At 71.2% G+C, this 17,942-nt stretch carries 16 protein-coding genes and 1 riboswitch; of the genes, 9 read left to right on the top strand and 7 right to left on the bottom strand.

Annotation, left to right across the window (positions count from 1 at the left end):
- Positions 1-50 precede the first annotated feature (50 nt).
- The 6 genes from EER34_RS16945 to EER34_RS16920 all read left to right on the top strand — a co-directional run bounded on the left by EER34_RS16945 (position 51) and on the right by EER34_RS16920 (position 5,858).
- The gene (locus EER34_RS16945) at positions 51-1,313 is read left to right on the top strand and encodes an extracellular solute-binding protein (RefSeq protein ID WP_127476835.1); all 1,263 of its coding nucleotides are present in this window, start codon (positions 51-53) and stop codon (positions 1,311-1,313) included.
- Between the two features lie 186 nt (positions 1,314-1,499).
- On the top strand, positions 1,500-2,477 hold the full coding sequence (locus EER34_RS16940; protein WP_127476833.1) for a carbohydrate ABC transporter permease: 978 nt from the start codon (positions 1,500-1,502) through the stop codon (positions 2,475-2,477).
- A 95-nt stretch (positions 2,478-2,572) separates the two neighbouring features.
- Positions 2,573-3,439: a carbohydrate ABC transporter permease gene (locus EER34_RS16935; protein WP_420845984.1), complete on the top strand. Its 867-nt coding sequence runs from the start codon at positions 2,573-2,575 to the stop codon at positions 3,437-3,439.
- A 43-nt stretch (positions 3,440-3,482) separates the two neighbouring features.
- Positions 3,483-4,409, top strand: a complete 927-nt coding sequence (locus tag EER34_RS16930) for an ROK family protein (RefSeq protein WP_127476829.1) — start codon at positions 3,483-3,485, stop codon at positions 4,407-4,409.
- Positions 4,402-5,181 (top strand): glucosamine-6-phosphate deaminase, encoded by a 780-nt coding sequence (locus EER34_RS16925; RefSeq protein ID WP_127476828.1) that lies wholly within the window; start codon positions 4,402-4,404, stop codon positions 5,179-5,181. Before EER34_RS16930 ends, EER34_RS16925 begins: the two co-directional genes overlap by 8 nt.
- Positions 5,182-5,210: 29 nt before the next feature.
- Positions 5,211-5,858 carry a hypothetical protein gene (locus EER34_RS16920; protein WP_127476826.1) on the top strand — a complete coding sequence of 216 codons (648 nt, stop codon included), beginning with the start codon at positions 5,211-5,213 and terminating at the stop codon, positions 5,856-5,858.
- A 4-nt stretch (positions 5,859-5,862) separates the two neighbouring features.
- On the opposite strand, the gene EER34_RS16915 is transcribed toward EER34_RS16920, so the two are convergent.
- The 5 genes from EER34_RS16915 to EER34_RS16895 all read right to left on the bottom strand — a co-directional run bounded on the left by EER34_RS16915 (position 5,863) and on the right by EER34_RS16895 (position 12,919).
- Positions 5,863-7,254 (bottom strand): FAD-binding oxidoreductase, encoded by a 1,392-nt coding sequence (locus EER34_RS16915; RefSeq protein ID WP_127476824.1) that lies wholly within the window; start codon positions 7,252-7,254, stop codon positions 5,863-5,865.
- On the bottom strand, positions 7,251-7,637 hold the full coding sequence (locus tag EER34_RS16910) for a YrdB family protein (protein ID WP_127476822.1): 387 nt from the start codon (positions 7,635-7,637) through the stop codon (positions 7,251-7,253). The genes EER34_RS16915 and EER34_RS16910 overlap by 4 nt, the downstream gene beginning before the upstream one ends.
- Before the next feature lie 46 nt (positions 7,638-7,683).
- Positions 7,684-9,795 carry a sigma-70 family RNA polymerase sigma factor gene (locus tag EER34_RS16905; protein WP_127476821.1) on the bottom strand — a complete coding sequence of 704 codons (2,112 nt, stop codon included), beginning with the start codon at positions 9,793-9,795 and terminating at the stop codon, positions 7,684-7,686.
- 440 nt (positions 9,796-10,235) lie between these two features.
- Positions 10,236-11,363, bottom strand: coding sequence for an N-acetylglucosamine-6-phosphate deacetylase (gene nagA, locus EER34_RS16900; RefSeq protein ID WP_127476819.1), 1,128 nt, complete (start codon positions 11,361-11,363; stop codon positions 10,236-10,238).
- Complete coding sequence (locus tag EER34_RS16895) at positions 11,360-12,919, bottom strand: beta-N-acetylhexosaminidase (RefSeq protein WP_127477009.1); 1,560 nt, start codon at positions 12,917-12,919, stop codon at positions 11,360-11,362. The genes nagA and EER34_RS16895 overlap by 4 nt, the downstream gene beginning before the upstream one ends.
- Positions 12,920-13,050: 131 nt before the next feature.
- Positions 13,051-13,135, top strand: a riboswitch (ZMP/ZTP riboswitch).
- A 53-nt stretch (positions 13,136-13,188) separates the two neighbouring features.
- On the opposite strand from EER34_RS16895, the gene glyA reads away from it, so the two are divergent.
- Both glyA and EER34_RS16885 read left to right on the top strand, forming a co-directional pair.
- Positions 13,189-14,463: a serine hydroxymethyltransferase gene (gene glyA, locus EER34_RS16890; RefSeq protein ID WP_127476818.1), complete on the top strand. Its 1,275-nt coding sequence runs from the start codon at positions 13,189-13,191 to the stop codon at positions 14,461-14,463.
- Entirely contained in the window at positions 14,463-15,338 is an 876-nt protein-coding gene (locus tag EER34_RS16885) for a bifunctional methylenetetrahydrofolate dehydrogenase/methenyltetrahydrofolate cyclohydrolase (RefSeq protein ID WP_127476816.1), read from the top strand. Before glyA ends, EER34_RS16885 begins: the two co-directional genes overlap by 1 nt.
- A gap of 15 nt (positions 15,339-15,353) precedes the next feature.
- Here EER34_RS16885 and EER34_RS16880 read toward each other — a convergent pair whose 3' ends face one another.
- Both EER34_RS16880 and EER34_RS16875 read right to left on the bottom strand, forming a co-directional pair.
- Positions 15,354-16,004, bottom strand: coding sequence for an NAD(P)H-dependent oxidoreductase (locus EER34_RS16880; RefSeq protein WP_127476815.1), 651 nt, complete (start codon positions 16,002-16,004; stop codon positions 15,354-15,356).
- Positions 16,001-16,441, bottom strand: coding sequence for a MarR family winged helix-turn-helix transcriptional regulator (locus EER34_RS16875; protein ID WP_127476813.1), 441 nt, complete (start codon positions 16,439-16,441; stop codon positions 16,001-16,003). Before EER34_RS16875 ends, EER34_RS16880 begins: the two co-directional genes overlap by 4 nt.
- A 196-nt stretch (positions 16,442-16,637) precedes the next feature.
- On the opposite strand from EER34_RS16875, the gene EER34_RS16870 reads away from it, so the two are divergent.
- Entirely contained in the window at positions 16,638-17,876 is a 1,239-nt protein-coding gene (locus tag EER34_RS16870; protein ID WP_240642468.1) for an MFS transporter, read from the top strand.
- Positions 17,877-17,942 lie beyond the last annotated feature (66 nt).

The raw sequence follows: 17,942 nt of genomic DNA, 5'->3' as shown, positions 1-17,942 counted from the left end.
TCACCCGATCCCCCGGAAACACCAAGAGAAAACACACGAAGGAAGACACCATGAACAAGAAGCTCGGAGCCCTCGCGCTCGTCGGCGCTTCGGCTGTCGTTCTCGCCGGCTGCGCCGGTGGCAGCGGTGCCACCCCGAGCGAAGCCGAGACCGGTGAGATCACCGTCTGGCTCGTCGGCACGGACACGCCGGACACGGCACGCGAGTACCTGAAGGACACGTTCGAGTCGGAGAACGAGGGCTGGACCCTCAACATCGAGGAGAAGACCTGGGCCGACACCAGCGAGACCTACGTCGCCGCGCTGTCGTCCAACGACTCGCCCGACGTCGTCGAGGTCGGCAACACGCAGGCGCTCGGCTTCATCGACCAGGGCCTGTTCCTCGACATCTCCGACATCCAGGAGGAGCTCGGCGGCGACGACCTGCTGCCCGGTCTCGTCGACGCGGGCACGTACGACGGCGCGTTCTACGCCGCCCCGTACTACGCCGGCGGTCGCATCGTGTTCTACACGCCGCAGATCGTCACCGACCCGAACCCCACCACGCTCGACGAGTACGTCGCGCAGGGCATCGCGATGCACACCGACACCGTCTCGGGCATCTACGCCCCGGGCAAGGACTGGTACAACGCGCTTCCCTACGTGTGGGCGCACGGCGGCGAGATCGCCGTCCAGGACGGCGACACGTGGGACGCCCAGTTCTCGAGCGACGAGTCGGTCGCGGGCCTGGAGCAGCTCCAGGAGGTCTACCTCGGCGCGACGAACGCCCCGGCGGACGGCGACGAGGCCAACCCGCAGGTCCCGTTCTGCGCCGGCGAGATCGCGTACATCTCGGCTCCCGGCTGGGTGAAGTGGTCGATCCTGGCCGAGGCTGACGCCGAGAACCCCGGATGCCCCGAGACCTACGGCAAGGACCTGTCGGCGTTCCCGCTCCCCGGCCTCGAAGAGGGCACCACCGCCCCGATCTTCGCCGGCGGATCGAACGTCGCGGTCGCGCAGAAGAGCGACTCGCCCGAGAAGGCCAAGGCCGCTCTCGAGATCCTGCTCTCCGAGGGCTACCAGCAGCTCCTCGCCGAGGGTGGCCTCACCCCCGGAATCATCTCGGCCGCCTCGTCGCTGCCGGATGACGAGATCACCCAGGCGCAGGCCAAGGCCCTGGCCAACTCGAAGTTCACCCCGATGAGCCCCAACTGGGGCGAGGTCGAGGCCGCGCTGGTCATCCCGGACGCGCTCGTCAAGATCGCTCAGGGTGGCGACGTGAAGGCCATCGCCGAGGAGCTCGACGCTCAGATCGAGGCGATCCTCAACCAGTAGTACGAGACCCGGCAGGGGGTCCCCGCTCCGCGGGGCCCCTTGCCGGGGACCGATCCCTCGGTCAGGCTCGGGATGCGGCATCCGATGCGCACCCGCGGTTGACCTGGAGACCGGTCCGCTCCTGAACATCCCCGATTCCGAGTGCGCCTCGCCGCGCCCTCCCAGGTTCCTCAGAGAGGAGGCGAAATGAGCGACATCGCCACCGCACCGGCCCCCGCCGGCCCGGTCGACAAGCCGCGTCCGGCCCAGCCGACCGCGCGCGAGAAGGCCAAGGCCCGCCGCGAGGCGCGCGGCGCCTGGACACTGCTCGGCCCCGCCTTGATCATCCTCGGCGTCATGGTCGGCTACCCGGCCGTGCTCATGGTCATCCAGTCCTTCACCGACGCGAGTGTGAAGAACAAGGTCCAGGGCACGCTCCCCGACTTCATCGGCCTCGAGAACTACGTGAAGCTGTTCACGACCTCGGGCTTCCCGGCGGTGCTGATGCGCAGCCTGGGACTGATGGTGGTCATGACGATCCTCATCATCGGGCTCGGCGTCATCGTCGCCGTCCTGATGACCCGCCTCGGCCGCGCGATGCGCGTGCTCGTCTCGGTCGGTCTCCTGCTCGCCTGGGCGATGCCGCCGCTCGCGGCCACTGTCGTCTGGGGCTGGATCTTCGACACCCAGTACGGCGTGGTCAACTGGGCGCTCAATACAATCACCGGCACCGACGACTGGACCAACCACTCGTGGCTGCTCGACCCGTGGTCGTTCTTCTTCGTCCTGACGATCATCGTCGTCTGGCAGGGCATCCCGTTCGTCGCCTTCACCACCTACGCGGCGCTCGGTCAGGTCCCCGGCGAGGTGCTCGAGGCGGCCGCGCTCGACGGCGCGACCGGTCTGAAGCGGTTCCGCTTCGTGGTCTTCCCCTACATCCGCAGCGTGCTCGTGGTGATCCTGGTGCTCCAGATCATCTGGAACCTGCGCATCTTCACGCAGGTCTACGCGCTGCAGAGCCGCGGCGGCCTCGCCTCCGAGACGAACGTCCTCGGCACGTACATGTTCCGGCAGGGTCCGGGCGACTTCGGCTTCACGAGCGCGATCGGCGTGGTGATGGTGGTCCTGCTGCTCATCCTGTCGTGGGGATACGTGCGCTCGACGCTGAAGGAGGAAGAGCTGTGAGCACCCAGATCAATGCGAGCACCCAGCTCGGCACGATCGGCGTCGAAGACGTCCTCGGAGAGGGCGGCGAGCCCCAGACGCCCCGGAAGCGCTCCATCGAGTCGCGCCGCCCGTCGGGGAAGCGGATCGCCACTCGTACGTTCCTCAACGTCGCCGCGATCATCGTCTTCTTCTGCTCGGTCTTCCCGGTGTACTGGATGATCAACATGTCGCTGACGCCGGCGAACAAGATCATCAGCCGCAGCCCCAGCCTCGTGCCCCTCGAGCTGACGTGGCAGAACTACATCACGGCGTGGACGCGCGAGGCGGCGCCGGGTCAGACCGACTTCCCGCACGCGCTCATGACCTCGACGATCGTGACCGTGGGCGTGCTCATCGCGACGCTCCTGTTCGCCTTCCTCGCGTCGATCGCCGTCGCTCGATACCACTTCAAGGGCCGTCGCGGCTTCATCGTCTCGGTGCTGATCATCCAGATGATCCCGGGCGAGGCGATGATGTTCACGATCTACGGGATGATCGACGACTGGCACCTCATGAACACGATGCTGGGCCTCGGGATCGTGTACCTCGCCAGCGTCATCCCGTTCACGATCTGGACGCTGCGCGGATTCGTCGCCGGCGTCCCCGCCGACCTCGAAGAGGCCGCGATGATCGACGGCTGCACGAAGTCGCAGGCGTTCCGCCGTGTGACATTCCCGCTGCTGGCACCGGGACTCGTCGCGACGGGCATCTTCGCCTTCATCCAGGCGTGGAACGAGTTCACGATGGCGCTGCTGCTGATGAAGGGCTACAACCTGACGCTGCCGACGTGGCTCAACTCGTTCCAGTCCGCCACCGAGGCGACCAACTGGGGCGCGGTGATGGCCGGAGCGACCCTCATCTCGATCCCCGTCGTGATCTTCTTCCTCATCGTCCAGGGACGCATGACCGGTGGGCTCGTCGCCGGGGCGGTCAAGGGCTGATGCGCGCGGTGCACCACGCCGCCTCCCGCAGGGGGGTCGGCGGATGAAGGTCGGACTGGATGTCGGCGGGACGAAGACGGACGCCGTCGCCGTGGACGACGCGGGCACGATCGTCGGGCGTGTTCGCCTCGCGACCGGGTGGGGACCCGATGCCGTCACCGCGACGGTGCTGGAAGCCGTGCGGGCGCTCGGCAGCGAGGCGAACGTCGACGTGTCGGCGATCCGCTCGGTGGGCATCGGCATCCCGGGCCAGATCGAGCCCGGGTCGGGCCGTGTCGTGCACGCCGTGAACCTCGGTGTCGACGAGCTCGACCTCGTGGCCGCGACCAGGCCGCGGCTGGGCGTGCCGGTCGGAGTCGAGAACGACGTGAAGGCCGCCGCGCTCGGCGCGTACGCCCTCCACGGCGGCTCCGGGTCGATGGGCTACCTCAATCTCGGTACCGGCATCGCGGCGGGGATCGTCAGCGAGGGCCGGCTGTGGCGCGGAGCGCGCGGCACCGCGGGCGAGGTGGGTCACATCTCGGTCGACCCGCGCGGCCCCCTGTGCCGCTGCGGCCAGCACGGCTGCATCGAGGCTCTCGCAGGCGGCGGCGCGATCGCCGAGCGGTGGGGCCGCGGCTCCGCGCTGCCCGTGCGCGACGTGTTCGACGCCGCCGATGCCGGCGTCGCGGAGGCGCGCGAGCTGCGCTCCGGTCTGGCCCGCGGCGTCGCGGCGGCTGTGCGGGTCCTCGTACTGACCGCCGACGTCGATGCCGTCGTGCTCGGCGGCGGCGTGACCGCGCTCGGCGACCGGTTGATGGCGGATGTCGCGGCCGAGCTCGCAGCCAGCGCCGAGGCATCCCCGTTCATGCGATCGCTCCACCTGCAGGAGCGCGTCGAGCTGCTTCCGGCGGGTTCCCCCGCGGCGGCGCTGGGCGCCGCCCTCGTCGGAGCCGCTCTCGACACCCAGGAGGCGCTGGCCCATGGCTGAGGTCATCATCGTCCGCGATCCGGCGGAGGCCGGTGCCGTCGTCGCTGACGAGATCGTGCGGCTGATCCGCGCGAACCCGGCCGTCGTCCTCGGCCTCGCCACCGGGTCGACCCCGCTGCCGGTCTACGAGGCGCTGCGCCCCCGCGTCGCCGGCGTCGACATGTCGCGCGTGCGCGGGTTCGCCCTCGACGAGTACGTCGGCATCGATCCGGCGCATCCCGAGAGCTATCGCTCGGTGATCGCGCGCGAGGTGGTGGGGCCGCTGGGTCTCGACCCGGCACTGGTCCGCGTGCCCGACGGATCGCTCGACGGCATCGAGCACGCCGGCGACGACTACGAGCGCGCGATCTCGGAGGCGGGCGGAGTGGATCTCCAGATCCTCGGCATCGGCACCGACGGGCACATCGGATTCAACGAGCCCGGCTCGTCGTTCGCGTCGCTGACCCGGGTGAAGACGCTCACGGAGCAGACGCGAGAGGACAACGCGCGCTTCTTCGACAGCGTCGACGACGTGCCGCGGCACTGCATCACGCAGGGACTCGGCACGATCATGCGCGCCCGGCACCTCGTGCTGCTGGCGTTCGGCGCGGGCAAGGCCGAAGCCGTCGCGGGTGCCGTGGAGGGTCCGCTGACGGCGTCCCTGCCCGGCTCGGCGATCCAGCTGCACCCGCACGCGACGGTCGTGGTCGACGAAGCCGCTGCCGCGCGCCTCGAGCACCGCGACTACTACCGCTACACCTTCGCCCACAAGCCGGCCTGGCAGGGCATCTGAGCCGTCCTGGGGGTGGCTAGGATTCGGCCATGACGGATGCCTCGGCCACCGCTGTCCGAGACGCCAGGACCACCTGGCTCGTCGGCGGCTCCCTTCTGATCGCCTACGCGGTGTTCCCGCTGCTCGCCCGAGGCGTCTTCCTGCCCGGCGGGGGATTCGTGAGCTCCCTGCTGTGGGCCGGTGCGCTCCTGGTGTTCGCCGTCGGGATCCGCGGGAGCGGAAGCGTAGTCGGCCGTCGCCCGCTCGGAGTCACGGCGTTCGCCGTGGCGGCGCTCCTTCCGCTCGCCACCACGGCTCTGTGGTCGTTCATCCCGATCGAAGCGTTCCCGTCCGGCGCCGCCGTGATGCTCGGTCAGGGCATCGGCGTCGTCTCCCTCGCCGCCCTCCTCATCGCGACGGTTCAGCTCGCGCGCGGCGGCGCGGTGCCGTCGCGATGGCGCTGGCTGCCCCTGATCCTGCTCGTGGCGTGCGCGCTCACTCAGGCGGCCGTCGAGGCAGCGGTGCTCGCCCAGCCCGACCTGACGCAGGATCCGTATGCGCTGCTCTTCCTCGTCGTGACCCTCGTGCCCACGGCCTCGACGCTGACGCTGGGCATCATGGCGATCATCCTCGCTCCACGGACCGATGCGCGCGCGGCATCCGACAGCGGCGTTCAGGTCTACCCGCCCGCGTCCTGACGAGTCAGCGCGCGAACACCTTTCCGGGATTGAGGATGCCCTGCGGGTCGAACTGGCGCACGATGCGCCGCTGGAGATCCCACTGATCCTCGCCGAGCTCGTCGACCAGCCAGCGCCGCTTGAGCACCCCGACCCCGTGCTCGCCCGTGAGTGTGCCGCCCAGGCGCAGGGCCGCGCGGAACAGGTCGTCGGCGGCATCCCAGATGTGCGCGGGCACGGTGACCGCGCCCGAGGCGCCGGGCTCGGCGTCGAAGATGAAGTTCGGATGGAGATTGCCGTCGCCGGCGTGGGCCACCGTGGGGATGACGAGCCCGTGCGCGCGCTCGACCCGTGCGATCTCGTCGAACATCGCGGGGAGGGCGCTTCGCGGCACGGAGACGTCCTCGATGAGCGCCGTGCCGAGGGCCTCCATGGCGGGGTGCATCGACCGGCGGATCGCGAGAAGGCGCTCGCCTTCCTCCCGGTCGTGCGAGAGCGCGACCGTGCCTCCCGTTGTGCGCAGGATGCCGGCGATCCGCTCGGCCTCGGCCGCGGCGACGGGTCCGTCGGTCTGGATCGTCAGTTGGGCGGTGCCCGGCGCCGGCGGCTCGAGAGCCAGCAGCGCGTGGACGGCGGCGAGGGATGCGGCATCCATCAGCTCCATGATCGCCGGCTGCGCCCCCGAGGCGGTGACCGCGGCGGATGCCTCGGCAGCCGCGCGCACGCCCGCGAAGGTCGCCGCGATCGTGCACACGTCGCCCCGCACGAGGCGGCGGAGCTTGAGCGTCGCCCCGACGATGACGCCGAGCGTGCCCTCCGAGCCGATCACGAGCGAGGTGAGGTCGAGCCCGGTGACACCCTTGACGGTGCGGTGGCCCAGATGCAGCAGGCGCCCGTCGGCGAGCACCAGGTCGACGCCCAGCACCGCGTCGCGGACGACGCCGTACTTGGCGCAGAGCAGCCCGCCCGCCCCAGTGGCGATGTTGCCGCCGACCGTCGAGATCGCGCGACTGGCAGGATCGGGCGCCCACCACAGGCCGTGCTCCGCGAGGGCGGCATTCAGGTCGCCGTTGAGGATGCCGGGCTCGACGACCGCCAGGAGATCGTCGGGGCGGATCTCGAGGACCCGGTCCATGCCGCGCACCGACAGTGCGATCTCGCCCGCACCCGCGTTCGCACCCCCCGCCAGTCCGGTGCCGGCGCCCCGGGTGACGACGGGCGTGCCGGTGGCCGTCGCCACGCGCAGCGTCTCCTGCACGTCCGCGACGGACGCGGCGTGGACCAGGGCGATCGGCGCGCCGGATGCGGCGTGCCCCGACTTGTCGGCGCGTGCGCTCTGCAGCGACTCCGGCGTCAGGTCGACGCGCTCCCCGAGCGCGGCGCGCAGACGCGCGACGACGTCGGGGGCGGTGCTCACGCGAACCGGCGGCGTCCGGCGATCACGCCGACGGTGACGGCGATGATGCCGAAGGCGAGGCCGATCCACGCCTGCCCGAGGCTCCACCACGCGATCGTCGCCGACGCGTAGACGAGGAGCTCCACGAGACCGCGCACGAACGGATGGACCGAGAACACGGCGCGGGGCGACACGAACAGCGCCCAGACCAGGATCGCGAGCACCGGGGCGCCGATCCCCGCGACGATGTTCCAGGGGAAGGGCCACGACGCGAACCCCCAGATCGCCAGGCTCGCGAACGCGAAGAGCTCGCAGACGAAGGCGAGGATGTCGATCGCCGACAGCGGCGCGCGGGTGCCGGGCGCGGGCTCGGCGGGTGACGCGGGGCGAACGGAGTCGGGCATGCGTCAAGTTTAGGCGCCGTCGTCCCCGCTCAGAGCCGGGCCGGGGTCAGAGCAGTTCGCTCAACCGCGCGCTCGACGGCGCTCCTGCGCGGGCGCCGTCGACGTAGCGGACCTCGACGCGGGCGTCGGTCGTGAGCTCCTGGGCGGTGGGCTGGACGACGAGCACCGCCGCGCCGCTCCCGTCGAGCGCGGCCGTCGCTCGCACGACACCGCGGATGCGGAGCTGCACCGTCGCACCGGGGGCGCCGCCGACCGTGATCTCGATTCTGGTCTCCGCACCCGACGTCGACGAGGTGCCCGACACGATCGCGACGCGAGCCTCGGGGATCGACGGGACGGCCGGACCGTTGCCTCCCGCGCTGCTGTTGCCGCTGCCGCTGTTCGCGTTGCCGCTCTGCGGCGTCCCGTTGTTCGCGCCGGTGCCGTCGTTGCCGTTGTTCGTCCCGGGGGTGCCGTTGGCGTTGCCGTTGCCGTTGCCGTTGCCGTTGCCGTTGGCGTTGGCGTTGGCGTTGGCGTTGGCGTTGGCGCCCGCCGCGGCGGTGCCGTTGTTCGTGCTGCCGGCCGCGGACGTGCCGCTGTTCGTGCGACCGGGGCTGGCGCCGCTGTTGGCGGCGCCGGTGCTGCCCGGAGCAGTGCTGCCGTTGCCCGCGGCGACTCCGCTTCCGGTGCTCCCGGGCGTCGGGTCGCCGTTCGTGCCGGTGCCCCGGTTGTCGGAATCGGCATTCTGGCCGTTGTCGGCGGCCGCGCTCCCGTTGCCGGCGTCCGCCGCAGGCTCGTCGCCGTCGATACCGCCGCCCTGCTCGGCGCGTGCCGAGTCCGCGGTCGTGGCGGACCGCTCGGGAAGGACGGGGATGTCGGACGGCGAGGGGCCGCCCGCCTCCGCAATCGGCAGGGTCGCCGCCGCGACCATCTCGAGCGGCGTGATCGGTCCGGGGGTCTCCGCGACGATCCGGGTGGACGATTCGCTCGCACCGGCCAGGTCGGCGGAGGCGGTCGGGATGGCGACGGCAGCGGCGACCGTGCCGGCCACCATGAGCCCTGCCGCAGCGAGCCCGGCGACACCCGCGCCGCTGAGGACGCCCCCGCTCGCGACGGCGGCGGCCGCCGCCGTCGCCACGGCGCCTGCGGCAGTGGTCCCGGCCGCTGCCGCTGCGGTGCCCGTCGCGGCTGCTCCTGCGGTCGCCGCCGACCCTGAGCCCGCGATCGCGGCGGATCCGGCGCCGGCGAGTGCCGACGTGCCGGCGGACGTGCCGCCGATCCCGACCGCCGATCCCGCGGTGCCCGCTCCGGCGCTCACCGCACCCTGCACGACCGACGACGGCATCGCGGCGATCGCGGCGATCGGCACACCGCCGCCCTGCAGCGTGGCGAGGTATCCGGCGGCGCCGGCGACACCGACAGTGAGGGGGATCAGCACGAGCGCAAGACGGCTCGACACCTCTCTGGCCTCGCTGGCGACGATGGCGCAGCGCGCGCAGCCGGCGAGATGCACCTCGAGCCGGGCGCGGTCTCGGCGGCCGAGGTTGTTCCGGGCATAGGCCCCGAGACGCTCGATCGCCCACGCGCAGTCGGAGCCGTCGGCCACCGAGAGCAGGTGCGCCTGGATCCACGCCTCGCGCAGCCCTTCGCGCGCGCGGAAGGTGAGCTGGGCGACCGCCGTCGCCTTCATGCCGAGCAGCGGCGCGATCTCGGACGGCTTCATGCCCTCGATCTCCGAGTACCAGAGCACCTCCTGCCACCGGCTGGGCAGACTGCGGAACGCCTGGTGCGTGAGGCTGCGGTCGAGCGATTCGGCGGTGGCCTGCTCGGTCGTGGCGGGATCCTCCATCGTCTCGAGCACATCGATGGCCGTCTCACGACGGGAGCGTCCCCAGCCGGCCGCGGTGTTGCGGATGCTCGTGAACAGGTAGGCGCGGAAAGAGCCCGTGGGACCGCCGCCTTTGAGGATCGACTGGTAGATCCTCGTGTACGCCTCTTGGACGAGGTCGTCTGCGTCGGTGCCGGGCGAGACATCGCGGGCGACGGCGATGCCCGAGCGGTAGTGGCGTCGCCACAGTTCTCCGAAGGCCCCCCGGTCGCCGGATCGCGTGCGCAGCACGAGGTCGGCGTCGCCGAGTCGGGTCGGCGCTCGGCTCGTTTCGTCGTCCAGATCGGTCACGCGTCTCCCCGGGTGGCTGGGCGGTCGTGATCGCTCCCCAATGGCGACCCAGCATGCGAGCCGTGCGAGAACAGCGCGCAGATCCCATTCTCACCGCCGATCTGGGATTTGACCAGATGCATCGAGGAAATCGGTCGTCCGCATGCGGGTTCGTGCGATCCACGTGCTGCGCGATTTCCTCGAACACGCGTAATAGAACGCCCCCTCCGCCGTCTCATGAGTCAGAGAACGTTGCTCGCCACTCGTGGGGACGCGGCGGGCATCGGCGAAGGGCGGGGTCACCTGTCCGTGTCGCCGGAGGCGGGGCTCGGTGGGAACTCGGGGGAGGGACCACCGGCCCCGCTCTACTCCGGACTGCGCGGCCGCAGCCCGGAGCGGCGATCCTCCTGATGCTCCGTCCGCCGCGCGACACCCCGGGTTGTGCGGCGGACGGCCCACTCTCAGAGCGCGACGCCGTCGATCCACACCCGCTGCACGCGGAGATCCCGGTCGAGCAGCACCGCGTCCGCCGCGGCCCCTGCCGACAGCGTGCCGAGGTCGTCGCGTCCGATCGCGTGCGCCGGTGTCGTGGTCAGGGCGCGCACGGCCGTGGCCAGTGGCGCGCCGCCGGTGACCACGCGGCGCAGCGCCTCGTCCTGGGTGAGGGTCGAGCCCGCGATGGCACCACCGTCGTCGAGCCGCGCGACGCCGTCGGTGACCGTGACGCCGAGACCGCCGAGGTCGTAGCGGCCGTCGTGGGAACCGGCCGCGGCCATGGCATCGGTGACGAGCGCCAGGCGATCGCCCGCGGCGGCGAACAGCACCGCGATCAGCTCATCGTCGACGTGCACGCCGTCGGCGATCACCTCGAGGGTCACGCGTTCGTCGCGAAGCGCCGCCACGACAGGTCCGGGCGCCCGGTGGTGAATGCCCGGCATCGCGTTGAACGCGTGGGTGAGGAGGGTCGCACCGGCCTCGAACGCGCGGCGCGTGGTCGCGGCATCCGCATCGGTGTGTCCCACGGCCACGGCCACGCCCGCGGCCACGAACCGCGCGATCGCGTCGTCGGCGCCGGGGAGTTCGGGGGCGAGGGTGACCTGGCGGATCGTGCCCCGTCCGGCCTCGAGCAGACGGTCGACCGACGCCGCATCGGGCGCCCGCAGGAGCGCGCGCGTGTGCGCGCCCTTGTGCCCCGGGTCGAGGTAGGGCCCCTCGAGGTGCGAGCCGAGGATCGTCGGATCGGACTCCGCGAGCTCGGCGACCATGGCCGCCCGCGCCGCGAGGTCGTCGAGTGACGCAGTCACGAGCGAGACCACCGCGCGGGTCGTGCCGTGGGCGCGGTGGAGCGCGCGAGCCGTGCGGATCGCATCGGGGCCGTCGTCGTAGCTCGCGCCCGCCCCGCCGTGTCCGTGGATGTCGACGAAGCCGGGGGTGAGGCATCCGCCCGCTCCGTCGACGGCCTCGTCGGCGCTCGGTCGCTCGGCGCCGGCGCCCGTGGCGCTCACGCGGCCGGCGTCGAACAGCACCCACGCGTCGTCCGTGATCCGCCCGCCGTCGACGAGCCGGACGGAGTGGACGAGGGTGCTCACTCGGTGACCCAGGGGATCTCGCCGGTCGGGTGGAAGCCGATGCCGAGGCTCGTCCACAGGGGGCCGAGCGCTCCGACACGGACGCGGAACGACTCCCACGTGCGCAGCTCGCTCGCCGTCGTGGCGGGCGACCACCCTGCTTCGGCGGCCGCCGCGATACGGGGGAAGGCCATGGTGTCGATGTCGGCCGCGGTGCGGATGGTCTCGGTCCACATCGGCGCCTCGACGCCGAGGATGTCGGTGTCGTCGATGCCGCGGATGATCGCCGAGGGCTCCCACGAGTAGGCGTCCTCGACGCTGGTCGGGCCGTTCGCCCACGTGAGTCCGAGGTCGGGTCCGGTCGGGTACTGCATGTCGAGGTAGATCGCGTCGGCGGGGGAGAGGATCAGCTGCCCGCCGTTGCGCACGAACTCGCGCGCCTTGCCGTCCATGCCGTCGGTCGGTGTGACGAAGCCCCAGTACTGTCCGACCGTCCCCTCCGCCAGATCCGCGGCCTCGCCGGCTTCGTGCCAGGCGACCGGGGTCTTGCCGAGGTCGGCGATGATCGCGCTGGCGCGGGAGACGAACAGCGCGAAGTCCTCGGGCTTCGTGCCGAGCGCCTCGTCGCCGCCGAGGTGCAGGTACGGGCCGGGAGTCATGCCCGCGAGCTCGCCGAACACATCGGCGACGAAGTCGTAGGTCGCCTCGTCGTGGATCTTCAGCGACGAGAAGCCCACCGCCATGCCGTCGTAGGGCTTGCCCGTCTCGGGCAGCTCGCCGCCGTAGTCGCGGGCGATCTCGATGATGTGGTCGCTCAGCACCGGCTCCTCGACGAGCTCGGGGTAGGCGAGTCCGACCGCGTGCGTGTGGCCGGGCATGTCGATCTCCGGCACGACGATCATGTGACGGGATGCCGCGTACTCGACGATCTCGGCGTAGTCGGCCTTCGTGTAGAAGCCGCCGGGATCGCCGCCGACCGAGGTGCCCGAGGCGAGCTCGGTGAGCTCCGGTCGCGAGTGCAGCTCGATGCGCCAGCCCTGGTCGTCGGCGAGGTGGAGGTGCAGCGCGTTGAACTTCAGACCCGACGCCCGATCGATGTACGCCTTCACCGTCTCGACCGGGTGGAAGTGGCGGGCGACGTCGAGCATCACGCCGCGGTACGCGAAGCGCGGGGCGTCGTCGATCGTGACCGCGGGGATGGTCCAGTCGTCGCCGTCGCGTGCGAGCAGCTGGCCGAGGGTCTGGACTCCGTAGAAGAGTCCGGCCGCGTCGGCGCCCGTGACGACGACGGATGCCTCGTCCGCGGCGAGCGTGTACGACTCGGCGGCGCCGCCCGGCTGGATCGCGAGAGTGACGGTCGCGCCGCCGCCGTCTGCGGCGACCTCGAGCCCGGTGCGGGCCTGGACCAGCGCGACGAGGGCGGCCGCGGCATCCGCGTCGCCCTCGATCCTCGTCGTCTCGGAGAGGCGGAACGGCGCACCCGACGCCTGCTCGAGCGAGGCGGGCGCGGGGACGACGGCGGGAAGCGAAGGCACAGTGTCTCCATTCTGGGCGGCGGGCGTGCAGCCTGCCAGCATCGCCGCGACGAGCGCGGCCAGCGTGATGGTCCGTCCTCGGCGACGATTCATGTAAAGAGTCCTAACAAAAGGGTGTGCCCAGCCTAGCAGGGCGTCATCGACGCCTGCCAGGGGCGACTCATCCGTTATGCTCGGGATGTCGCGACTGGCGTTGAGGTGGTCCACCACCGGGGAGCGGCTGACTACGGCATTCGACCGCACGCCTGGGCCGATGTGAATCCCGGCACCCCGTGCCGTGCACCCCGAAAGCCGTCGTCAAGGAGATCGTCATGACCGATCAGTACTTCAACGCCCCCCTCAGCGAGGTCGACCCCGAGATCGCCCAGGTGCTCGAGCGCGAGCTCGACCGCCAGCGCGGCTACCTCGAGATGATCGCGTCCGAGAACTTCGTCCCCGTATCCGTGCTGCAGTCGCAGGGCTCGGTGCTGACCAACAAGTACGCCGAGGGCTACCCGGGTCGCCGCTACTACGGCGGCTGCGAAGAGGTCGATGTCGCCGAAGAGCTCGCCATCGCCCGCGCCAAATCGCTGTTCGGCGCCGAGTTCGCGAACGTCCAGCCCCACTCCGGCGCCACCGCCAACGCCTCGGTGCTGCACGCCATCGCACGCCCCGGCGACACCCTCCTCGGGCTCTCGCTCGACCAGGGCGGCCACCTGACGCACGGCATGAAGATCAACTTCTCCGGCCGGCTGTTCAACATCGTCGCGTACGGCGTCGACCCCGAGACCTCGCTCATCGACATGGACGAGGTCCGGCGCCTGGCCATCGAGCACCAGCCCAAGGTCATCATCGCCGGCTGGTCGGCGTACCCGCGTCAGCTCGACTTCGCCGCGTTCCGCGCCATCGCCGACGAGGTCGGCGCGCTCCTGTGGGTCGACATGGCGCACTTCGCCGGACTGGTCGCCGCCGGACTGCACCCGAACCCGGTGCCCCACGCCCACGTCGTCTCGTCGACGGTGCACAAGACGATCGGCGGCCCCCGCTCGGGCTTCATCCTCACCAACGACGCCGACATCGCGAAGAAGATCAACTCCGCCGTCTTCCCGGGCCAGCAGGGCGGTCCGCTCATGCACGTGATCGCCGCCAAGGCGACCGCGTTCAAGCTCGCGGCCACGCCCGAGTTCAAGGAGCGCCAGGAGCGCGTCCTCAGCGGTGCGCACATCATCGCCGAGCGCCTCTCGCAGCAGGATGTGAAGGATGCCGGCATCGCGGTCCGCTCGGGCGGCACCGACGTGCACCTCGTGCTCGTCGACCTGCGCGACGCCGCGATCGACGGCAAGCAGGCCGAGGACCTCCTGCACGAGATCCACATCACGGTCAACCGCAACGCGGTCCCGAACGACCCGCGTCCGCCGATGGTCACGTCGGGCCTGCGCATCGGCACGCCCGCGCTCGCCACCCGCGGCTTCGGCGACGCCGAGTTCACCGAGGTCGCCGACGTCATCGCGCTCGCGCTGCTGCCCGGCGCCGACGTCGAGGCGCTGCGCGCGCGCGTCGCCGCGCTGACCGCCGCGTTCCCGCTCTACCCGGGTCTGCAGCAGTAGTGGTCGCGCAGAAGCTCGACGGCCGCGCGGCCGCGGCCGAGATCAAGGAAGAGCTGCGCGAGCGCGTCGCGGCGCTCAAGGAGCGGGGCATCGTCCCGGGCATCGCGACGGTGCTCGTGGGCGCAGACCCGGCGTCGCAGCTGTACGTCGGCATGAAGCACCGCGAGTCGGAGTCGATCGGGATGAACTCGATCCAGCGCGAGCTGCCGGCCGACGCCACGCAGGCCGAGGTCGAGGCGCTGATCGACGACCTCAACGCCGACCCGGCGTGCCACGGCTACATCGTGCAGCTGCCGCTCCCCACGCACGTCGACACCGACGCGATCCTCGAGCGCATCGACCCCGCGAAAGACGCCGACGGCCTGCATCCGACGAATCTCGGTCGTCTCGTGCTCAACGTGAATGCACCCATCACGTCACCCCTGCCGTGCACGCCGCGCGGCGTGATCGAGCTGCTGCTGCGCAACGGCTACGACCTCACCGGCAAGGACGTGGTCGTCGTCGGCCGCGGCGTCACGATCGGTCGCTCGATCGGCCTCCTGCTGACCCGTCGCGAGTACAACGCGACGGTGACTCTCACCCACACCGGCACCGTCGACCTCGCGCACCACCTGCGCCAGGCCGATGTGATCGTCGCGGCGGCGGGTGTCAGGCACATCGTGCGCGCCGAGGACGTCAAGCCCGGTGCGGCCGTGCTCGACGTCGGCGTGACCCGAGGGACCGACCCCGAGACGGGCAGGTCGAAGATCTACGGCGACGTGCACCCCGACGTCGCCGAGGTGGCCGGCTGGCTGTCGCCGAACCCCGGCGGCGTCGGCCCGATGACGGTCGCCCTCCTCATGACGAACGTCGTCGAGGCAGCCGAGCGCCTCTAGCGGAGGCGGTCGGCGTCAGGCCGGCACGAGCGCGTCGCGGTCGCGCGGAGCGACGGACTCGGCATCCGTCGACCCGAACGATGCCATGCCGCGCACCCAGCGCTCGCGGTCGGCGTCGGTGCGGTGGCGCACCTCCGACAGACGCGTGACTCCGCGCACCGTGATGCCGCAGTACTCGAGCGTCGCGTTGCGGAGCTGGCGGATCGCGGCATCCCGGTACACCCAGGCGTTCCACGGCGCGGGGGAGTCCATCGTCATCACGATGCGCGCGGTTCGTCCGGTGAGGAGCTTGTCCCAGAGTCGTCCGGTCGGCCGGTAGCGGTACGCGAAGCCGCTGAGGAATACGCGGTCGATGTACGCCTTCAGCGCGGCCGGGGTGCCGCCCCACCACTGCGGGAAGAAGAACGCGAGGTGGTCGGCCCACGCCACGTCCTCCGTCTGGGCGGCGATGTCGGCGGGGAGGGGCTCGTCGGCCTCGCTCCGCGGGTACTTCAGCTCCGCACGCGCGGAGGGATGCCCCGGCACCGGGTCATGTGCGAGATCGACGATGCGCACGTCGGCGCCGCCGGCGCGGGCGGCGTCCGCGTACGAGTGCGCGAGCGCGTGGGCGAGGCTGTCGGCGATCGGGTGTCCGATCACGACGAGGATGCGGGCGGGCGAGGTCATGGCTTCTCCTGCTGCTGCTGGACGAGGGTGGTCAGGGCGACGAGCTGGCGGTTCAGGCGGGAGGCGTCGATGGGGTCGTCCGCGAGCGCGGGATGGCCGAGCAGATCGGTGAACTCCTGTTCGAGCACTGCGCCGGCATCGCGGACGAGCGCAGCCCCCTTGGAGGTGAGCGAGAGCAGGATGCTGCGTCCCCGGCCGGGCTCGGACGCGATCCACCCGTCGGCGACGAGAGCGGGGACGCGCTTGCTGACGCCGGCCTTGGTGATGCCGAGGCATGCGGCGAGCGCGGTCATGTCGGAGGGCTCCACGTCGGCGAGGATCGCGAGGAACTGGAAGTGGTTGAACGACACCCCGTAGCGCGCGCGGAGCACGGCGTCGGCGTGCGCGTCGACGGCTGAGATCAGTTCGTGGAGCGTGAAGGTGATGCGTTCGGACACAGGTCTGAGTCAACCAGTTGACTCCAGGTAAGTCAACCAGTTGACACAGTGCGTTCTGCCATCGGCCCGACAGACCCCTTGGGCGGCGGCAGCGGCCGCGGTACTGTCGCGGTGTCGCCGGAAGTTCTCGCGGAAGAGGGGCGGTTACGCCATCGCCAGGACCGACGCAGCGCGCTCGCTGCCCACCCCGCGCCGAGTGCAGGGGACCTACTACACGCTCCTGCTCGGGAACACCCTCGCCGCATCGTTCATCTGGGGCATCAACACGCTGTTCCTGCTCGACGCCGGCCTCTCGAATCTCGAGGCCTTCTCGGCGAACGCGTTCTTCACCGCCGGGATGCTGGTCTTCGAGATCCCGACGGGCGTCGTGGCCGATACGGTCGGCCGCAGGGCCTCGTACCTGCTCGGCACGATCACGCTGGCGGTCACGACCGTCCTGTACTGGATGCTCTGGGTCTGGCAGTCCCCGTTCTGGGCGTGGGCGATCGTGTCGGTGCTGCTCGGGCTCGGCTTCACGTTCTTCTCCGGTGCGGTGGACGCGTGGCTCGTCGACGCGCTGAAGGCGACCGGCTACACGGGAAGCCTCGAGACGGTGTTCGGCCGGGCGCAGATCGTCGGCGGCATCGCGATGCTGTCCGGCTCGGTGCTCGGCGGCGTGATAGCGCAGGCGACGAACCTCGGCGTCCCTTTCCTGATCCGCGGCGCCATTCTGCTGGTGATGTTCCTGGTCGCCGTCCTGCTGATGCGCGATCTGGGCTTCACGCCGGACCGCAGCGAGAGCCCGCTGCGTGCGACGCGCACGGTCCTTCGTGCCTCGATCCGCTACGGACTCGGCGACCCGCCGGTGCGCTGGCTGATGCTCACGAGCCCCTTCACCGCAGGCGTCGGCATCTACGTGTTCTACGCGCTGCAGCCCTACCTGCTCGAACTGTGGGGCGACGAGGAGGCCTATTCGGTCGCCGGTCTCGCGGCGGCCCTCCTCGCCGGCGCCTCCATCGTCGGCGGCGCCCTGGCGCCCTGGGCACGCAGGCTGTTCCGCCGTCGCACCTCGACGATCCTTCTCTCGACCGTCGCGAGCGCGCTCGTGCTGATCGGTCTCGGGCTGGTGCGCAACTTCTGGGTCGCCATCGTGCTCGTGGCGCTGTGGGGCATCGCGGCGGCGATCGACGACCCCGTCCACCGGGCCTACCTCAACGACATGATCCCCTCGAAGCAGCGCGCCACGGTGCTCTCGTTCGACTCGCTGATGGGCTCGGGGGGCGGGGTCGTGTTCCAGCCTGTGCTGGGACGGGTGGCGGATGTCGGGGGCTACGGTGCGTCGATGCTCTGGAGCGGCGTGATCTCGGCCGTCGCCATCCCGTTCGTGCTGCTGAGCCGGGCTCAGCGGCCTCCCGCGGACACGGCTCGCGAGGTCGCCGAGCCTGCAGACGCCTGAAGCGGCGCGGGCTCCGGGCGAACGACGCCCTGACGGCCCGGGCCGAGTCGTCGTCGATCACGCTTC

Source organism: Microbacterium sulfonylureivorans, assembly GCF_003999995.1.
In the GTDB taxonomy this organism is placed as follows: Bacteria; Actinomycetota; Actinomycetes; order Actinomycetales; family Microbacteriaceae; genus Microbacterium; species Microbacterium sulfonylureivorans.
Note: the sequence above shows the minus strand (reverse complement) of the source record. Positions and strands in the feature narration are given on the sequence as shown.